Source organism: Desulfoprunum benzoelyticum, assembly GCF_014201505.1.
Lineage (GTDB): Bacteria > Desulfobacterota > Desulfobulbia > Desulfobulbales > Desulfocapsaceae > Desulfoprunum > Desulfoprunum benzoelyticum.
The window spans coordinates 278,140-295,679 of the sequence record NZ_JACHEO010000002.1; the positions used below are offsets into that span (position 1 = coordinate 278,140).

At 56.9% G+C, this 17,540-nt stretch carries 14 protein-coding genes; 12 read left to right on the forward strand and 2 right to left on the reverse strand.

Annotated features, from left to right (window positions below):
- Positions 1-27 precede the first annotated feature (27 nt).
- Positions 28-858, reverse strand: coding sequence for a phosphate ABC transporter substrate-binding protein (locus HNQ81_RS03750; RefSeq protein ID WP_183348442.1), 831 nt, complete (start codon positions 856-858; stop codon positions 28-30).
- 779 nt (positions 859-1,637) lie between these two features.
- Between HNQ81_RS03750 and HNQ81_RS03755 the strand changes: the two genes are divergently transcribed.
- From HNQ81_RS03755 to HNQ81_RS03795, 9 genes are all read left to right on the forward strand, one after another.
- On the forward strand, positions 1,638-2,654 hold the full coding sequence (locus tag HNQ81_RS03755) for a transglutaminase-like domain-containing protein (RefSeq protein WP_183348444.1): 1,017 nt from the start codon (positions 1,638-1,640) through the stop codon (positions 2,652-2,654).
- Between the two features lie 45 nt (positions 2,655-2,699).
- Positions 2,700-3,224 (forward strand): hypothetical protein, encoded by a 525-nt coding sequence (locus HNQ81_RS03760; RefSeq protein WP_183348446.1) that lies wholly within the window; start codon positions 2,700-2,702, stop codon positions 3,222-3,224.
- A gap of 67 nt (positions 3,225-3,291) precedes the next feature.
- Positions 3,292-4,383, forward strand: a complete 1,092-nt coding sequence (yedE, locus tag HNQ81_RS03765; RefSeq protein ID WP_183348447.1) for a YedE family putative selenium transporter — start codon at positions 3,292-3,294, stop codon at positions 4,381-4,383.
- A gap of 11 nt (positions 4,384-4,394) precedes the next feature.
- Positions 4,395-4,619, forward strand: coding sequence for a sulfurtransferase TusA family protein (locus HNQ81_RS03770; protein WP_183348449.1), 225 nt, complete (start codon positions 4,395-4,397; stop codon positions 4,617-4,619).
- Positions 4,619-5,167: a putative Se/S carrier protein gene (locus HNQ81_RS03775; RefSeq protein WP_420842279.1), complete on the forward strand. Its 549-nt coding sequence runs from the start codon at positions 4,619-4,621 to the stop codon at positions 5,165-5,167. Before HNQ81_RS03770 ends, HNQ81_RS03775 begins: the two co-directional genes overlap by 1 nt.
- Entirely contained in the window at positions 5,161-6,042 is an 882-nt protein-coding gene (locus tag HNQ81_RS03780; RefSeq protein WP_183348453.1) for an NAD(P)H-hydrate dehydratase, read from the forward strand. Before HNQ81_RS03775 ends, HNQ81_RS03780 begins: the two co-directional genes overlap by 7 nt.
- Positions 6,035-7,084: a selenide, water dikinase SelD gene (selD, locus tag HNQ81_RS03785; RefSeq protein WP_183348455.1), complete on the forward strand. Its 1,050-nt coding sequence runs from the start codon at positions 6,035-6,037 to the stop codon at positions 7,082-7,084. Before HNQ81_RS03780 ends, selD begins: the two co-directional genes overlap by 8 nt.
- A 316-nt stretch (positions 7,085-7,400) precedes the next feature.
- On the forward strand, positions 7,401-8,555 hold the full coding sequence (locus tag HNQ81_RS03790; RefSeq protein WP_183348457.1) for a cysteine desulfurase family protein: 1,155 nt from the start codon (positions 7,401-7,403) through the stop codon (positions 8,553-8,555).
- A 465-nt stretch (positions 8,556-9,020) separates the two neighbouring features.
- Positions 9,021-9,782, forward strand: a complete 762-nt coding sequence (locus HNQ81_RS03795) for an Lcl domain-containing protein (RefSeq protein WP_183348460.1) — start codon at positions 9,021-9,023, stop codon at positions 9,780-9,782.
- Between the two features lie 64 nt (positions 9,783-9,846).
- Here HNQ81_RS03795 and HNQ81_RS03800 read toward each other — a convergent pair whose 3' ends face one another.
- Entirely contained in the window at positions 9,847-11,013 is a 1,167-nt protein-coding gene (locus HNQ81_RS03800; RefSeq protein WP_183348462.1) for an NAD-dependent epimerase/dehydratase family protein, read from the reverse strand.
- A gap of 575 nt (positions 11,014-11,588) precedes the next feature.
- On the opposite strand from HNQ81_RS03800, the gene HNQ81_RS03805 reads away from it, so the two are divergent.
- The 3 genes from HNQ81_RS03805 to HNQ81_RS03815 all read left to right on the forward strand — a co-directional run bounded on the left by HNQ81_RS03805 (position 11,589) and on the right by HNQ81_RS03815 (position 17,504).
- Positions 11,589-12,599, forward strand: a complete 1,011-nt coding sequence (locus HNQ81_RS03805) for a hypothetical protein (RefSeq protein WP_183348464.1) — start codon at positions 11,589-11,591, stop codon at positions 12,597-12,599.
- 664 nt (positions 12,600-13,263) lie between these two features.
- Entirely contained in the window at positions 13,264-15,120 is a 1,857-nt protein-coding gene (locus tag HNQ81_RS03810; protein ID WP_183348466.1) for an AMP-dependent synthetase/ligase, read from the forward strand.
- A complete protein-coding gene (locus HNQ81_RS03815) occupies positions 15,117-17,504 on the forward strand; it encodes a 3-hydroxyacyl-CoA dehydrogenase/enoyl-CoA hydratase family protein (protein WP_183348468.1) in 2,388 nt (795 codons plus the stop codon). The genes HNQ81_RS03810 and HNQ81_RS03815 overlap by 4 nt, the downstream gene beginning before the upstream one ends.
- The last annotated feature ends 36 nt before the right edge of the window (positions 17,505-17,540 follow it).

Genomic DNA, 17,540 nt, shown 5'->3' on the forward strand with positions numbered 1-17,540 from the left:
TCTCGACGGCGTGTTCCTTGGTCCGCCTCATTGTACCGAAATGAAGCCCTTCTCCACGACGATCTGCTGCCCTTCCTCGGTAAACAGGTAATCAATGAATTTTTTTACCAGGCCGGCCGGCTCGCCCTTTGTGTTGCTGAACAGACCGCGGGCGACAGGATATTTCCCTTCCTTGACATTCTCCATGGATGGCTCGATGCCGTTGAAGGCCACCGGGGCCACTGTCTCGTCGATGTGCCCCACGGAAACATAGCCGATACCGTAGGGATCCTGGGATACCGCCCCCTTCATCGCGCCGTTGGAAACGATAACATTGGCGGTGGCGGCGATATCGCCCTTCTTCAGGGCTTTTTCCCAGAATACCTCGCGGGTGCCACTCGCCTCGTCCCGGGTATAGAGATTGATCTGCTTGTCATCTCCTCCGACCTCTTTCCAATTGGTGATCTTGCCGGCAAAAATCGCCGCTGCTTGATCCTGGCTGAGGGAACGGATTTTGTTTGCCGGATTGACCACAATGGCAACTCCATCAATGGCCCATTTGAACATCTGCAGGCTGTATTGCTTCACCTCGTCTTCCGTGGGAGTGCGTCCGGTGTTGCCTATGTCCACCAGTCCCTCTCCTACCTGCTTTACACCAACGCCGGATCCGCCGCCGGCGATGCTGATCTGGATATCCGGATTCAACCCCATGATGCGGGCCGCCGCCTCCTTCATCACCGGGATGTGGGCCGTACCACCGGCGATCCTGATCTCACCCTTTTCCCCTTTGAAGGCATCAAGTGCCGCAGCAAAGGCCCCTGAACAGAAGAACAAAGACAGCGCCACCAATGCAAAAACTGCAGTTACTCTTGTTTTCATTTTTCCCCCATTCGATAGAGTTATCAACTATTTAACAGAAAAATTATAATTCAATCTCAATATTTACGTCTTTCCAGCTTCGCCCATCTCCGCAATTAATTTATTGTATTTTATTACATAAGAATCTCGTCACGATTTCAATAACTGGACAAGTCAATTTTGAGACAACAGTACAACGTCAAAAATCAACAGGCGGAAATCTTTTATAAGGGAAAAAAATGATGCATTCAAACAGGAAATTTCTATTAAAAAAACGATTGCTATCGTTATTAACGATATAAGGCAGTTTTTTCGCTATAAAATGACCTGCAACAGGAGGTTCGAAAAGGATGATGTGACTCAGGGGTTACGTGGATTTTTCTCAGAAAACCAGCATGTTTTGCGGCAGAAATGCGAGTTGGAACGACTCTTGGGGGAAAAAACTGCATGGCTGATGTCCTTACCATGAAGGCTTGTATCGTTGGTTGTCCAATTTTTCCAGAGTGGTTTTTTGAACGTGTGCGGGGCCAGGTCGCTTGGAAGCCGAACATCATCAACTGAGTATTTTACACATGGGATCATTTCTTTTTTTGTTTGGAATAAGTCAAGGCAAAGGGATAAAAGCCAATCCCAAACAGAGAATTAATAGGATATTCCTGTTTGACAGATCTTAAAGCCGAATAGTATCTTTTCCCGGAAATGGTGATGGGAAGAATCCGTTGCTGTTTTTTGTTTGGGAAGCCCTGATGTGATTGATCAGTGCGCGAAAAAATGAATCTTCAACTATTGGTGGGAATTTTATGAAGAGAACGCTGTCGGTTGTTCTTGTTTTCATTCTGGCCCAAGTGGCTTCCGTCGCCTTGGGCGCGCAAAGCCATTCCGGGGTCGTCACTCTGAACGTCGATCTCTCCAGCCAAGCTCATGGCCAGGAGGCCAGGCTGTGGATACCCTATCCGGTTTCCGATGGCCATCAAGTGATCTCCGACATCCAGGTCGTCGGTGATTATGCATCTTCTGGAGTGTATACCGACCGCACTTTCGGCACCCCCATACTCTATGCCCAATGGCCGAAAGAGGCGAAAAGCCGCACGTTGACCTTTTCCTTTGCCGTGGAACGCCAGGAAATCCGCCAGACCGGCTTTCCGACCACCGAGCCGGCATGGAATCCCGCCGATTATGCCGAATATCTGAAACCGACCAGCCTCGGCCCCGTCGACGGCGAGGTCAAGAAGCTGGCGGATTCGATCACTGAAAACAAAACCACTGTCCTGGAAAAGTCCAGGGCCATCTATGACTGGATTGTCGACAACATGTACCGTGATCCCGAAACGATCGGCTGCGGCAAGGGCGATGTCTGCCTCCTGCTGAAAAAACCCGGTGGCAAATGCACTGATATCTCCTCTGTGTTCATCGCTCTGTGCCGCGCCGCCGGGGTACCGGCTCGAGAAATATTCAGCGTCCGGCTCGGCAAAAAAGCCGAGGAGGACATCACCACATGGCAACACTGCTGGGCAGAGTTTTTCCTCCCCGGTTACGGCTGGGTCACTGCTGATCCTGCTGATGTCCGCAAGGCCATGCTCGTCGAAAAACTCGAGCTCGACAACCCGAAGTCCAAAGAATACCGGGAATTTTTCTGGGGCGGCATCGATCCCTACCGGGTGGTTCTTGCCCAGGGACGTGATGTGCAGCTCAACCCGCCCCAGTCAGGACCGGCCCTCAACACCTTCGGCTATCCCTATGCCGAGGTCGGCGGCAAGGTCCTGGATTTCTACAAATCTAAGGAATTTGTCTACAGCTACACATTCAAAGAAAAATAATTTTCATCCGGTAATCCCTGGATTTGCCTTGCCGGGAGACAACATATGAAGACAGTATTCATCAGCCCAAAAGTTGAGCGCAGAATAGAGGAACTCAGGAATGCCGGCAAAGCTGGAAGGAATGTAGCGCATAAAGCTGCGGGCATCATTGAAAGCCTGACCTCGGGCGAACTCAGCAGTCACCGGGATGCCGCCAACAGTTACACCCGGAAAGGCGAAAAAAGGATCAGGAAGTCCCGCAAATTCGCATTGGGCTTCGGGTATCGCCTGATAACCTTGCAACGTGGCGCCAAGTTTTTTGTCCTGTTATTGGGAACCCACGATGAGAGTCAGCGCTGGCTGAACAACCACCGCCGAATAAAAGAAATTCATGTTGGCAAAGGTGAGCGATACGAAATAGCAGTTGATTCTTTATCCAAGGAAATTGCAGGTTTCACGGATTCTGCAAAGTGGGAGGTGGACGACGAAGAGGACATCCTGGCAAATCTCACAGACCAAGATCTGCGCCGGGTGTTTTGCGGACTGGTGGAAGGGGCGAGAAAGCGGGTCTTGAAGGCTCAAGGTTTTTGAAAAAGAGGGTCTGATTGGCCTTACAATACGGGCACCATTAACACAGAAGGCGGAGAGGAAAACATTGATGAACGGGAAAAACATTTTTGCGACACGATGGGGAATCATAGGGGTAGGCGCTTGCATCGGCATTCTGGCCCCGTTGTTGCAAAAGCTGGGCAATCCGGGCAATATGGGAATTTGCGTGGCCTGCTTCGAGCGTGATATCGCCGGCGGATTAGGCCTGCATCGGGCAGCGGTGGTGCAGTACATCCGTCCCGAGATTATCGGCTTTGTGCTGGGGGCGCTCGTCGCCGCCTACCTGTGCAAGGAGTATCGACCGAGAGCTGGATCAGCACCCATCGTCAGATTTGTCCTTGGCGTGTTTGCCATGATCGGTGCCCTGGTTTTCCTCGGGTGTCCCTGGCGGGCGATGCTCCGTCTGGCCGGCGGCGACGGCAATGCCATCCTTGGACTGGCGGGACTGACCTTCGGCATCTGGATCGGCACGTTGTTTCTGAAAAACGGCTACAATCTCGGTCGCAGTCAGACAACCCATACCACAGCCGGGTGGATGCTGCCGTTGATCATGATCGGTTTCCTTGTTCTGCTGCTGATATTCCCCCAGATCGAGGGTCAGGACAAGAATGGGGTACTCTTTTACAGCCTGAAGGGGCCAGGCTCCATGCATGCGCCCCTGCTGGTGTCACTGGCCGTGGGACTCGGCATAGGTTTTCTGGCTCAACGCTCCCGTTTCTGCACCATGGGCGCCATCCGTGACGTGGTGCTCTTTGGGCAGACGCACTTGCTTTCCGGCTTGCTCGCCCTGCTGGTTTCTGCCTTCCTGACCAATCTCGCGCTCAGCCAGTTCAAGATGGGGTTTGCTGGTCAGCCGGTAGCCCATACCCAGCATATCTGGAATTTCGCCGGCATGGCCTTGTCCGGGCTTGCTTTTGCCCTGGCCGGCGGGTGCCCGGGGAGGCAGCTTTTCCTTGCCGGTGAGGGTGACGGGGATGCGGCGGTATTTGTCATGGGAATGATTGTCGGCGCCGGTATTGCCCATAACTTCGGGCTGGCAAGTTCACCCGAAGGCGTTGGCGCATACGGGGTCCCCGCAGTCATAGTCGGATTCCTGGTTTGTTTATTCATCGGGTTTACCATGAGAAGAAAGAGCGCATAAGGAGGATAACAATGGCGGCAACAGTCGATGCTAGGGGCCTTTCATGCCCTCAACCGGTGATAATGACCCTGGATGAAATCAAGAAGGGGCAAAGCAATGAAATCATCATTCTGGTGGATACCGATACCTCAAAGGAAAACGTAACGAGGGCGGCAGAGAGCCAGGGATTCACGGTCGATAAAGTGACTTCCGAGGGAGAAGGGTATCGTATCAGTATAACCAGGGGCCAGGCGTGATCGATTTTTTGCGAAAGAGAAAAGAGGGGCGTGTCACCAAAAAGAACCAGGGCGCATCAGCTGGTCGCGGGATTCTGGTTTTCGAAAATACCAGCGACGTGATTCAGGCGGAAAATGTTCTGAAGAAAGCGAACTGGTCGGTTCGGGTGATGGGTCCGCCTCCGGAGATTCGAACCGGCTGCGACCTGGTCATCGAATTTCCGCTGATCGAAGAACTGAACATCAGGCGGGAACTCAAACAGGTCTGCATTGAGCCGCTTTCGGTCGTGCCGGTCACGGCCCCGTTGCTGGAGCCCGTCGACCTTTTTCAGACCAAGGATTTCGGCGATTACCTGATGGTGCGGGCGGCCAATATGAAAATCACCGTTGCAAAAAAAGATTTTACAATAGTGAATATTTCAGGCGGTGGGTGCCCGGACGTGCCCTATTTGGCCCAGGAAATGGTGGGGAAAACCTTGGCGGATGCTCCCCGACCCAGGGATTTGGGGCATACCCTTTGCGGGTATGCCCTTGAACTGGCGTACGAGGAACTGCGTCGAAAATGGTAGGCATTGTCGGTACAGTCCCAGACCTGCAGTTTCCGCTTTGCCACGGACCGGCTAAGCTCATCGGCGGCCGGCTGAACATCGGCGGCCGGGACATCCCCGTCAACCGGGGTACGCCCGCCCTCCTTGCCGCTGCTCTGAAGGCGGCAGAGTGGGCTGGCAGTCGGGAGATATACGCTTTTTTGGTCGGGGATATCGGCCTAGGCGAGGGAAGCCGAAAACTGTATGCATTTCTTGTCGACCACTTGGCGGAATACAGTTTTGAGGTCCTGACCTTCCATTATGTCCAGCCGGATGTGGATTGGCACGCAAAGATTCTTTTCGCCATCGAATCCATGAAGCAGCGGCCGATACTGATTGCCGATGCCGGCTTCATGTATGCCGCCAAAATGAGCGGCCAAGCCGCCAGCTATGATTTTTTCACCCCCGATGTCGGCGAGTTGGCCTTTCTTGCCGATGAACTCGCGCCGCACCCCTTTTACACCCGCGGCTTTATTCTGCACCAGAACAATCAGGTGCCGGACCTGATCCGTCGGGCTTACCAGCACGATAACGCAGCTGCCCATCTTGTGGTGAAAGGCCAGCCAGACTATATCACACAAGGTAACGAGGTATACGCAACGGTCGATCACCCCTCCTTTGCCGCCATGGAAGCAATCGGCGGTACGGGCGACACCTTGACCGGACTGCTGACCGTATTGTGCAGCGCCAGATTCGAGTTGACGGAGGCAGCGGTACTGGCCGCCAGGGTCAACCGTTGGACCGGCGTCTTTGCCGACCCGAATCCGGCAACGCAGATTATCGAGCTCATCGAGACTATTCCTCGCGCCCTGACAGGGGTGATGGAGCATTCACACACGGAGAAGCCCCATGGCTGAAGTCAAAAAAACACGGCTGACCGAGACGGTAACCGGTTCCGGCTGAGCCTCCAAGCTGCCTCCAGGGGACCTGGACAGGGCATTGTGCGGCTTGGTGTTTCCTACGGACGAAAATGTGCTCATCGGCCTGGACCGTGCGGATGATGCCGGCGTGTACAGAATTACCGATGAGATCGCACTTATTCAGACAGTGGATTTTTTTACGCCCATCGTTGACGACCCGTACTGGTTCGGCCAGATTGCCGCCGCCAATGCGCTGAGCGATGTCTACGCCATGGGCGGCGTCCCGAAGACCGCCATGAACCTGGTGGCGTTTCCGGCAAAGGAAATGGATCTTTCCGTGCTGCGGCAGATCATCCAGGGCGGCATCGACAAAATCAAAGAGGCTGGCGTCGTTCTCCTCGGCGGCCACAGTATCGTAGACAAGGAACTCAAATACGGCCTATCGGTGACTGGGGTCATTCATCCTGACCGGGTGCTGGCCAAGAAAAATCTGCGATCGGGCGATCGGCTGGTACTGACCAAGCCGCTTGGCACCGGGATCATCAATACGGCCATCAAGGCTGCCCTGGCCTCTCCCGAACTTACCGACAAGGTGACTCGCTTCATGGCCGCGCTCAACCGGGATGCCGCCCGGATCATGGCCCAGTTCGATATCGGCGCCTGCACTGACGTAACCGGCTTCGGCCTGCTCGGCCATCTGGCCGAGATGGTCTGCGGATCGGGTACGAGCGTGCGGGTGGAGTCCGGCTCGGTTCCGGTTATCACTGAGGCGCTGGAATTTGCCAGCATGGGGTTTGTCCCCGCCGGGGCGTACAACAACAAAACATTCCGGGAATATATGGTCTCCTTCGCCGAAAACGTGCCGCGCACGTTGCAGGACATCTGTTTCGACCCCCAGACCTCAGGGGGGCTGCTGATCAGCGTCAGTGAAACACATGCCCTCGCGCTGGTGCAGGCATTGAAGGCCGGCGGCATAAAGGACGCCGCGCTGATCGGTGAGGTCCTTGCCTACCCGGAAGAGAAAATATGGGTGGTGTAAATTTTAAGTTAGCTGCAACTGCAACGCTATACCAGATCAGGTGCAGTCCGGTGATGGCGCATGAGATAACACATCTACAAGGGAGGCAGAGATGAAACTCGGGGCTCGCAAAAGAATCCGCGCCAAGTAGCACGGATTGCGGCATCCACCTGCGTTTCACCCCGGACATGCGGGACCGGATCGAAAACGCCCTGAGCGGTAGACTGGAACGGTTTCAAATTTTCATCCCGGAGCCATGAAAAAGCTGCCTTCGACACCCTTTCACATCATGACCCTCAAACATAATCAGCACAGATCCTGAATACATGGAGGCTGCATGACCCACCCCATTTACCTGGATTACAACGGAACCACCCCCCTTGATCCCGAAGTGTACACCGCCATGTGGCCCTTTTTTGAGACAGAGTTCGGCAATCCGTCAAGTTCCCACTGGTACGGGATCAAGCCGAGGCAGGCCGTGGAGGCGGCCCGACGGCAGGTGGCCGCTCTGCTTGCCTGCCAGCCCGAGGAGGTTTTCTTCACCTCCGGCGGCACTGAATCGAACAACCACGCGATCAAGGGCATGGCCCGGGCGCTGAAGAACAGAGGCCGCCATATCGTCACCAGTACCATCGAACACCCGGCCGTACTGGAGGTATGCAGTTATCTGCAAGGGGAAGGCTTTGCAATCACTTTCGTGGATGTTGACAGCCAGGGGATGCTCGACCCAGAGTGGATTCGGCAGGCCCTGCGTCCCGATACCATCCTGGTTTCCGTTATGCATGCCAACAACGAAGTGGGTACGGTGCAGCCCATTGCCGCAATCGCCGAGCTGGCCAGGACACGCGGCATTGCCATACACACCGACGCGGCGCAGTCGCTGGGCAAAATACCGGCCGATGTGCAGATGCTGGGCGTTGATCTGCTCTCTGTTGCCGGCCACAAGCTGTATGCGCCCAAGGGAATCGGCGCCCTGTATCTGCGCAAAGGATTGACTCCGGAAAAATTCTGCCACGGCGCCGGTCAGGAAAAAGGTTGGCGGGCCGGCACGGAAAACGTGGCGGGGATCGTCGGGTTGGGCAAGGCCTGCGAAATTGCCGGCAGAGACCTGGCGACAAGCATGACCCGCATGCAGGACCTGCGTGACCAGCTGCATAAAGGTATCGCCGCACGAGTGGCCGATGTCCGTCTCAACGGGCACCCGGACCACCGGTTGCCCAATACCCTCAGTCTGTCGTTCAGGGGAATCGAGGCCGATCGGCTCCTCGAGGAAATCGGTCTTGACGTGGCTGCTTCGGCTGGAGCCGCCTGCCATTCCGGTACCGTCGCCATCTCGCACGTGCTGGCGGCCATGCAGGTGCCTGCCGATTGGGCGCAAGGAACCCTGCGGTTTTCTATAGGCCGTATGACCACTGTCGCGGAAATCGAACGGGCCGCGGATGTGGTAGGTGCGGCAGTGGCCCGACTGCGCAAGGTTGGCGGAATCATCTGAGACCTCCCTCAACTCAGCACTGATTCCAGTTGACTTCAAGATGGTTCCTGTCCAAGGTCAATCGGTTGAATTTCCGATTGCTTGTTGTCGATAGGCAAGGGCTGAAACCCTAAACTCCAGAGAAATTCAGAAACGCAATCTTCGGGTCATCTTCGATGGATGGCACTACCATCCTGCTGCTGTAGTACATCCAGCAGTTCACTTTGTTGGTATGTGCGAAGGTGAAAATATAAATAATATTGAAATATCGATATATTGAATATTGTCTTCGAATCCCTGCTTCGCCGAAATATGATTCAATGGTATTCGCCAACGACCGAAGAACCCGCATCCAGCAATGGTCTGCGGGTTTTTTGTTGACCGGCGGGCTGCAGGGTGATTTGCTGATGTTCACTCGTTGCTGATATCTTGTAGACGCAGTTCCTTTATGGGCGATCACGGACAACTATTACACAGGTGAGGATCATGAAAAACAGATCGATATGGGTACTGATACTGTTCCTGCTGATTGGTCTCGGGGCCTGCGGCGGCAATCAGTCGGCGGTCGAGGGGAAACTGGTTGACTGGAACGGCAAGCCGGTCGCCGGCGTGAAGATCTCCGCCAATCAGGTGCAACCCCTCAAAGGCTATGCCCGATTGGAGGCGGTGACCAGGTCCGACGGCACCTTTCGGTTGGACGGATTATATCCATCGTCGAAATATGTACTCAAACCCCAGTCCGACAAATGGACCTGCAATACCGCGGTCGAATTGGCCAGCGCCCCGCAGGGCGAGACGGCCCTGCTGCCCGAACCGATCAAGATCACCGAGGCCTTTTTGAAGGAAGGCGGTATCCCGGTGGTCGATCTTGCCACCGGAGCCACCCGGTTCACGGTTTCTGCGGACGGGGTGATAGCCGACTTCAGCACCGGCCTCGAATGGGTAATCGGTCCGGATCAGGATACCAGTTACGCCCAGGCCGAGCAGTGGGTCGCCGGATTCACAGCAGCCGGAGGCGGCTGGCGGCTGCCGACGAGGGCGGAATTGCAGGGCCTGTATCAGCCCGACGCCGGTGAACGCAACATGGCCCCGGCGTTCAAGACGACCGGTTGGTTGCTGTGGGCGGAACCGCGGGACGCCGCCTCGGCGTGGGCCTTCAATTTCAAGAATGGCAGCGAGTACTGGTACTACCGTGATTCCTCGGACGGCAACCGGGTGTTCGGGGTGCGCGCCAAGCCGAAGCAATGATGGCAATCGCCGGGCCTCGGCTATGCCCCTTCGGCTCCTTGTCCGTAGAAGAAGTGAGGCCTTCTTACTGCATCGGTGCTGCTTCCTGTGACCCGTTCCTCTGTCTCTTCATGTCCGAAAACGGGCCGATCCCCTGGGAATGGACCGTTTCGAGGAGGAGTTCAGGGGTATGGACGAAGGCGTGGCCGAGCGCTGCCTCCTTTTCGACGCAATCCTTGAAGGTCTTTATCAGGTTCTCGTGACTCCAGCGGGTCAGGTAATAGACCAACAGGTCGGGCAGGCGGGTGAATATGGTCTCATTGGGCATCGGGTCGACGAAAGACGATTCCTGCAGCCGTTTGCTCGCCAGGGTCTGCGGTTTGTAAAAATTGTCGAGAAACATCAACTCGGGCGGCATGTTCGCCTTCAGGCCGATGCGGCGGAGCATTCTGAGGAGGACATTGAGCCCCTTCTGACCGCTTTTCGCCATCCAGTACGGCACATAGACCTCTTTGGGCAGGCTCAGCTGCAGATACGATTTGATCGTCAGTATCAGGGTTGCCAGGTCGACCGGATTTTTATCGACGAAATTATAGGTCCGGCCGCTGAATTCGGCCCGGTTCGCCAGGGCATGGTGGATGAGGAACGGCAGCTTCCGGGCGTTGCTGTACGAATGGAAGGTGTGCCGCTTGGTGAACAGGGCCGGCATCGCTTCATCGGCGATGGAGAAGAACATCCGGTGAAACCCCTGGATCTTGTGGTCATGGGCGCCATAGACGATGGCCAGACGGATGCAGGTGTAATCGAGTCCCTCCTGTTCGGCCATGCGCCGCAGGGTCAGCTCGGCCATCAGTTTGGATTTGGCGTAGTTGCCGAGGTTGGGCGAGAGGGGCAGCGTGTCCTCTTCCCGCAGGTTTTCACCGGTCGGCATGGTTGCCGACGAGCTGATATGGATATAGGGGATGTTGAGGGCGGTCGCGGCCCGGGCGAGATTGACGGGACCGAGATAGTTGACCTCATAGGCCAGTTGACCGTCCGCCCCGAGACTGGCCATGGCGGCATTGATGACGAAATCGGGATTGACGTCGGTCAGGTACTGGCGGATATCCTTATCGTCGCGGATCGATAATTTTTTGCTGCTTGGGGCGCGGATATCGATCGTCTCGGCGTATCTGGTCTTGTAGAAGTTGACGATCGTGCCGCCGATGAGACCGGAGCCACCGATCAGGACACCGATTTTTTTGTTGCCCATCTATGTATTCCTCGCTTCAGTAACAAATCCGGGACCGGCCGGAACCATCCGGCCTCCGATGAAGAGTTGGATGCCCCATGTTGTCGAGCAGCGCAAAGGCGGGCTTGCCCTGCCGCAGGACCGGCTATGACCTGTACCGCTCTTGCTGTGCAATTACCCTGGCGTGTCGTTTTGCCGAAGGGCAATCTATCGTTTCTGATGATCTGGATATGCTGCGTCCATCCGCATGAAAGCCCCCTCGAACGGAGTGCCGTGGCGCCAGGCGGCTATCGCCGTCGCTTTGAGCCGGCAATGAAATGCAGAGAGGGTATTTCAGTTTTTTATAATACAGCTTGCTGCCGGTTTTGAGAAAAAGAAATACGGTACGCGGTGAGAAAAAACGGTGGTGGGAGCCATTGCCGGCGGCCGGCCATTGCGCGGATTGCCGCAGTCATAGTCGTGGCGGTGCCGGGCGCCCCTTGATTTCCGCCCGGGGATGGCGATCTTTACTTTCAGGATCTGACTGAAGGGTGCGGCCGATTCGACCGGGACGCCGGCCGGTTCGATGGGCAGCCACAACCGCAGCGTGAGGGGCGATGTATCTTGCCAAAATCCGCCAGGGCCAGGAGATACGGTATGTGCTCCGCCAGTCCTATTTCGATCGGCGTCGGGACTGCTTCGTTTACCGGCAGATTTTTGATCTCGGACCGCGACCGGATGATTATATCGAGCATACCGGTCAATGGTCGCCGTCCTTCGATGAAAAATTGGAAGAGGCGGTCGCCCGGGCGGAGCCCGGCAGGATGGCAGCGGTGCAATTGGAACAACTGCTGTGGCGGTTTTTCACCACTGCGGAGCAGGAAAGGCTCAATCGCCATTCACGGCGTCAGCCTGTCAAGCTCATGCCCTTTACGGCGGAGGACGAAGAGCGACTGCGCCGGGAAATCCATCTCTTTGATCGTCGGCGACTCTATGGCCTTCGTTACGGGGCAGTCGATCAGACCCGCATTGGTCGTCTGCCCAAGAAGCTGTGCCGCCCCCTGTTCGGTCAGTGCCGGGATGAACGGGAGTTCTACTTTGCCGAGCAGGAAAAGGTCCTTCGTCCCCTCGAGTACCGCACCTATGTCTTCGCCGTATTCGACCTGCAACGGTTCTTTGACCAATCCTTCGCCCGTTTTCTGCCGCAGGCCCTGGATCAGGACGTGATGGCCGACCGCCTGATCGATGAAATATGCCGGTTGAATGGCGATGAGGGCTTCTGGGGGGAGGTCCGGGAGCAAGGGAGTCTCCATCCCCACCTCCAGCGCTATCTGGTGATGTTCTTCGATCACGGGTATCCGCCAAGGGCGTTCATCGATGATTTCGCCCGGGATTTTATCAACCGGCACCGACAGTTCCGCTGGCCGGAGTGGAGACCGGAGGATGCGACGGAGGTTGCCGCGATCTTCGGCCGGACCCTGGAAGAACTGCGGTCGATGCCGACCAGGGACCTGGCTCGTCTCTTCCGCCAGAAGGCCAAGGAACTGCACCCGGATGCCGGCGGTGACCACGAGCGCTTTGTCCAGCTGAACGAGGTGTACGAACGGGTCAAAAAACGGTTCGGGTGACCATGACGCCAGGTGGGCGAGGTGTAGCCGTGTGCCTGCCCATGGCGGTCATGTTGGGGGCGACGCCGCTGGTTCTGTGGTCCAATGAAAGGCCACGGTGAGGTCAGCCGGTCGACCCCGGGGAATGCCTCTACCCATGATGTCGCCGATCCGTCGGCATGCCAGCCCATGCGATGGCATCGATTGTGCCGAAATATTCGGTATCAATACGATTTTCAATCAGATAAGTTGAGTTGCCGTCGTCCGGCCGAGGTCCTTTGCGACCGCTTCCGCCGTGTCGGCCGCCAGGGCGACAGCCATGATCGGGACCAGCGCCGGCCGCGACAGGGAAGGCTGCGGGCAGGGTCATGGTTTACGTAAAACGTTTTGGGGAGCCTCGGAATAAAATTCACTGGCGAGGACGGGCAGCGACGATTTTTTTCAGACCGGAATCACCGGCGCCATCAGTCCAACACTAACAAATTTCACGGAAAACAAAATTTTACGATGCTCTCTGAAGGGACTGAGTGGTTCTTTGAAAAGCAAATTTTCCGAGGAACAAAATTTCAATAGAGGTTGACTTAAACGTAAGGGTAAGGTATAGGAAAAAAAATGCACATGATTTCTTCGGCATTGTTGTGAGGGTGGTAGTCTCAGAGCGCCATTTTCTTTATGGAGAAAATCCATGGACCTTCTCTCGTACCAGTCAATTCCCGCGATTCTCAGGGAAAACGCAGTAAAGTTCGGCGACAAGACTGCCATCTCCTTCAAGAAGAATGGTGTCTATACCTCCCTGACCTATGCCCAGTTCTACGAACGAGTGCTCCTGCTTGCCCGCGGGCTTGGCAAGGTCGGCGTGCAACGGGGTGACAAAGTGGCGGTTTTTTCGGAAAACCGTCTCGGCTGGGCCATCTCCGATTTCGGCATCCAGAGCGCCGGGGCGATCACTGTCCCGATATACGCCACCAACACCGGCAAGCAGGCGGCATACGTCATCAATCACAGCGAAGCCAAGGTCGTCTTTGTTTCCACCAAGGCCCAGTACGAGAAATTGCTGTCGGTTCGGGACACGATCCCGAATGTCGAATTGATCGTCTCCTACGAGCGGTATATCGGCGACCGCACGTTCCCGGCCTTCACCCAGAATCAGCTGTCCGAAATCGAGGCGCCGCTGACGGCGGAGGAGCGGAATCGGATCGAACAACAGATCGACGCCATCCGCCATGACGACATCATCACCATTATATATACCTCAGGGACGACCGGGGTGCCGAAAGGGGTTATCCTTACCCAGGGTAATTTCCTCTGCGACTGCGACTACGGGATGCGTCAGCTCGGCGGTCTCGGCAGCAACGAGACCTTCCTCAGTTTCCTGCCCCTGAGCCATGTTCTGGAACGGACCGCCGGCTACTATGCCGCCCTGCTCAGCGGCAACCATATCGCCTTTGCCGAAGACGCCAAAAAAGTCATGGAGAACATGGTGGAGATCCGGCCGACGGCGATGGTCAGTGTCCCGCGACTGTTTGAGAAGATCCACTCGCGCATCCTCGACAGCGTCCACCAGTCGAGCCCGTTCAAGCGCAACCTTTTCCACTACGCGCTGAAGATCGGCGGTGAGTATGTGCGGACGAAATATATCGACAAGAAACCCGTCGGCCTCCTTGGTCTGCAATACCGCTTTTTCGATCGCCTCGTGTTCAGCAAGGTCCGGAACCGATTCGGCGGGCGCCTGCGGTTCTTCATCAGCGGCGGGGCCCCGCTCGACAAGACGATCAACGAATTCATGTGGATCCTCGGGATGCCGGTCTTTCAGGGCTACGGTCTGACCGAGACCAGCCCGGCGGTCACCCTCTGCTCGATCGATGATATCCGATTCGATTCGGTCGGCAAGCCGCTGCACAAGGTCGAGTTGAAACTGGCCGCAGACGGCGAACTGATGATCAAGGGGCCGATGGTCATGCAGGGATATTACAAGAACGAGGAGGCGACGAAGGAAACCTTCGAGGACGGCTGGCTGAAGACCGGCGACATCGCCACGATCGACGCCGACGGCTTCGTCTACATCATCGACCGCAAGAAGGAGCTGATCGTCACCGCCGGCGGCAAGAACATCGCACCCCAGCCGATCGAGAACGACCTGCGGCTCGACAAGTACATCTCCCAGGCCATCGTCTTCGGTGATCGCCGGCCATATCTGGTGGCAATCCTGACCCCCGATATCGAGCGGCTGCTCGATTTCGCCAAGGAGAAGAAGATCCAATATCTCGATTTCGACGAGCTGGTCAACAACGATAAGGTCAAGCAGCTGTTCAGCGCCCGGGTCGAGGCGATCAACAAGCAGTATCCGCCCTACAAGACGATCAAGCACTTCGCCTTGGTCGCCCGGGACTTCTCGATCGAGGGCGGCGAACTGACGCCGACACTGAAGCTCAAGCGCAAGGAGATCTTGAAAAAATACGCAGACATCGTTGAGGAACTGTACACAAAGAATGAGAGCGTTCTCGTCTTTCACCCGAAATCAACACATGGAGAAGAACAATGAGGCAGATCAATAGAGCCGCGGTCCTGGGTGCCGGCGTCATGGGCGCCACCATTGCCGCCCATCTGGCCAATGCGGGAGTCGAGGTCCTGATGCTCGACATCGTCCCCAGGGAACTGAACGAGCAGGAGGCGGCCAAAGGGCTGACCCTGGAGAGCCCGGCGGTCCGCAACCGCATCGCCGCAAACGGCCTCCAGGGACTGATCAAGATGAAACCGGCGCCGTTCTACCTGCCGGAATACCTCAACCTGATCCAGGTCGGCAACCTCGAGGACGACCTGGCCAAGCTGGCGACCTGCGACTGGATCGTCGAGGTCGTGGTCGAGTACATGCCGATCAAGCTCGAGCTGCTGCAGAAGATCGCCCCGCACATCTCCGCCACCGCGGTCCTCAGCACCAACACCAGCGGCCTGTCGGTCAACGAGATGGCCCAGGTCCTGCCCGACGACCTCAAAAAGCGCTTTCTCGTCACCCACTTCTTCAACCCGCCGCGCTATATGCGTCTGATGGAGATCGTCCCCTGCCGGGAGACCGATCCCCAGGTCGTGCAGGACCTGGCCGATTTCCTCGCTACCCGTACCGGCAAGGGCATCGTCTACGGCAAGGATACGGTGAACTTCATCGCCAACCGCATCGGGGTGTATGCGATCTACAAGGGCATCCAGCACATGATGGATCTCGGCATGACCGTCGAGGAGGTCGATGCGATGGCCGGCCCGGTCACCGCCCGGCCGAAGAGTGCGGCCTTCCGCACCGCCGACCTGGTCGGTCTCGATACCCTGGCCCATGTCGGCACCAACTCCTACAACCTGGCGCCGAACGACGAGGAGCGCGAGGTCTTCAAACTGCCGCCGTTCATGGCGAAGATGATCGAGAATAAGCAGCTCGGCAACAAGACCAGACAGGGTTTCTACACCAAGAAAACCGTCGACGGCCGCAAGGAGATTCTCTATTTCGACTATACGACCGGCGAGTACAAGCCGATCGCCAGGCCCAAATACCCCTCGGCGCTGCTGGTGAAACAGATCGACGACCCCGGCCAGAAGGTCAAGACGGTCCTCGGGGCCAGGGATACCGGGGCCGAATTCGCCTGGCGGAGCATCCGCGACACCCTGATCTACGCGGTCAACCGGATCCCCGAGATCGCCGATGACGTCGTCAACGTCGACAACGCGATGCGCTGGGGCTTCAACTGGGAGATCGGGCCGTTCGAGATGTTCGACGCCATCGGCGTCAGATCCTTCGTCAAGCGGGCCGAGGCCGACGGCGTCAAGGTCCCGGAGCAGCTGAAGAAGGTTGAGTCGTTCTATCGCTACGGCGAATCGGGCCGCAAGGAATTCTACGATTTCGCTACCGAGGGCTATCTGCCGGTGCCGGTGAAACCGGGCCAGATCCGCCTGGAGATCCTCAAAAAGGCCGGCAGGGTCGTGGAGAAGACCGCCAACTGCTCGGTGGTCGATCTCGGCGACGGCGTCTTCGGTTTCGAGTTCCACTCGAAGATGAACGCCATCAGCGGCGACATCCTCGCCATGACCCACAAGGCGGTCAAGCGGGCCGAGCAGGAAGGGGTCGGCCTGGTCATCGGCAACCACGGCGCCAACTTCTCGGTCGGGGCCAACCTGATGATGCTGGCCGTCGCCATCGCCGAAGGGGCCTACGATGACATCAACATGACCATCCGCTCGTTCCAGAAGGCGACGATGGCGGTCAAGTACGCCAAGGTGCCGGTCGTTGCCGCCCCGTTCAACATGGCGCTGGGCGGCGGGTGTGAGTTCTGCCTCCATGCCGATGCCGTCAATGCCTATGCCGAGACCTATATGGGTCTGGTCGAGATCGGCGTCGGCCTGCTGCCGGCCGGCGGCGGCACGAAGGAGATGTGTCTGCGGGCGGTCGAGCTGGCGCAGCAGTACAATACCGATCCTCAGCCGTTCATCTTCAAATATTTCGAGCAGATCGCGGGTGCCAAGGTCTCCATGGGGGCCGCCGAGCTGTTCAATATGGGCTATCTGCGGCGGGGTGACAGCATCACGATGGATATCGACCGGCTGATCGCCGATGCCAAGCAGAAGGTCCTGGCCCTGGCCGTCAACTACCGGCCGCGGCTTCCGGCCGTGAATATCCCGGCTCCCGGCCGCGGCATCGCCGCCAGCATCAAGAGCCAGTTGTGGAACATGATGATGGGCAAGTTCATCACCGAATACGAGTTGGAGATGGGAACCCTGATCGCCCAGATCATCTGCGGCGGCGACGTCACTGCCGGCACCCTGGTCTCCGAGGACTACCTGCTGCAACTGGAAAGAGAGGGCTTCCTCAAGCTCTGCGGCAACAAGAAGACTGTCGAACGGATCCAGCACATGCTGAAGAAGGGCAAGGCCCTCAGGAACTGATTGAGCCGATAACGTATTCCTACAGAGAGGATAGAT

What these genes read in the sequence shown, in the direction of transcription:
- HNQ81_RS03750 (WP_183348442.1), bottom strand. Translation starts at nt 858, where the DNA reads ATGAAAACAAGAGTAACTGCAGTTTTTGCATTGGTGGCGCTGTCTTTG.
- HNQ81_RS03810 (WP_183348466.1), top strand. Translation starts at nt 13,264, where the DNA reads ATGGACCTTCTCTCGTACCAGTCAATTCCCGCGATTCTCAGGGAAAAC.
- yedE (WP_183348447.1), top strand. Translation starts at nt 3,292, where the DNA reads ATGAACGGGAAAAACATTTTTGCGACACGATGGGGAATCATAGGGGTA.
- HNQ81_RS03755 (WP_183348444.1), top strand. Translation starts at nt 1,638, where the DNA reads ATGAAGAGAACGCTGTCGGTTGTTCTTGTTTTCATTCTGGCCCAAGTG.
- HNQ81_RS03815 (WP_183348468.1), top strand. Translation starts at nt 15,117, where the DNA reads ATGAGGCAGATCAATAGAGCCGCGGTCCTGGGTGCCGGCGTCATGGGC.
- HNQ81_RS03770 (WP_183348449.1), top strand. Translation starts at nt 4,395, where the DNA reads ATGGCGGCAACAGTCGATGCTAGGGGCCTTTCATGCCCTCAACCGGTG.
- HNQ81_RS03790 (WP_183348457.1), top strand. Translation starts at nt 7,401, where the DNA reads ATGACCCACCCCATTTACCTGGATTACAACGGAACCACCCCCCTTGAT.
- HNQ81_RS03760 (WP_183348446.1), top strand. Translation starts at nt 2,700, where the DNA reads ATGAAGACAGTATTCATCAGCCCAAAAGTTGAGCGCAGAATAGAGGAA.
- HNQ81_RS03805 (WP_183348464.1), top strand. Translation starts at nt 11,589, where the DNA reads ATGTATCTTGCCAAAATCCGCCAGGGCCAGGAGATACGGTATGTGCTC.
- HNQ81_RS03800 (WP_183348462.1), bottom strand. Translation starts at nt 11,013, where the DNA reads ATGGGCAACAAAAAAATCGGTGTCCTGATCGGTGGCTCCGGTCTCATC.
- HNQ81_RS03780 (WP_183348453.1), top strand. Translation starts at nt 5,161, where the DNA reads ATGGTAGGCATTGTCGGTACAGTCCCAGACCTGCAGTTTCCGCTTTGC.
- HNQ81_RS03795 (WP_183348460.1), top strand. Translation starts at nt 9,021, where the DNA reads ATGAAAAACAGATCGATATGGGTACTGATACTGTTCCTGCTGATTGGT.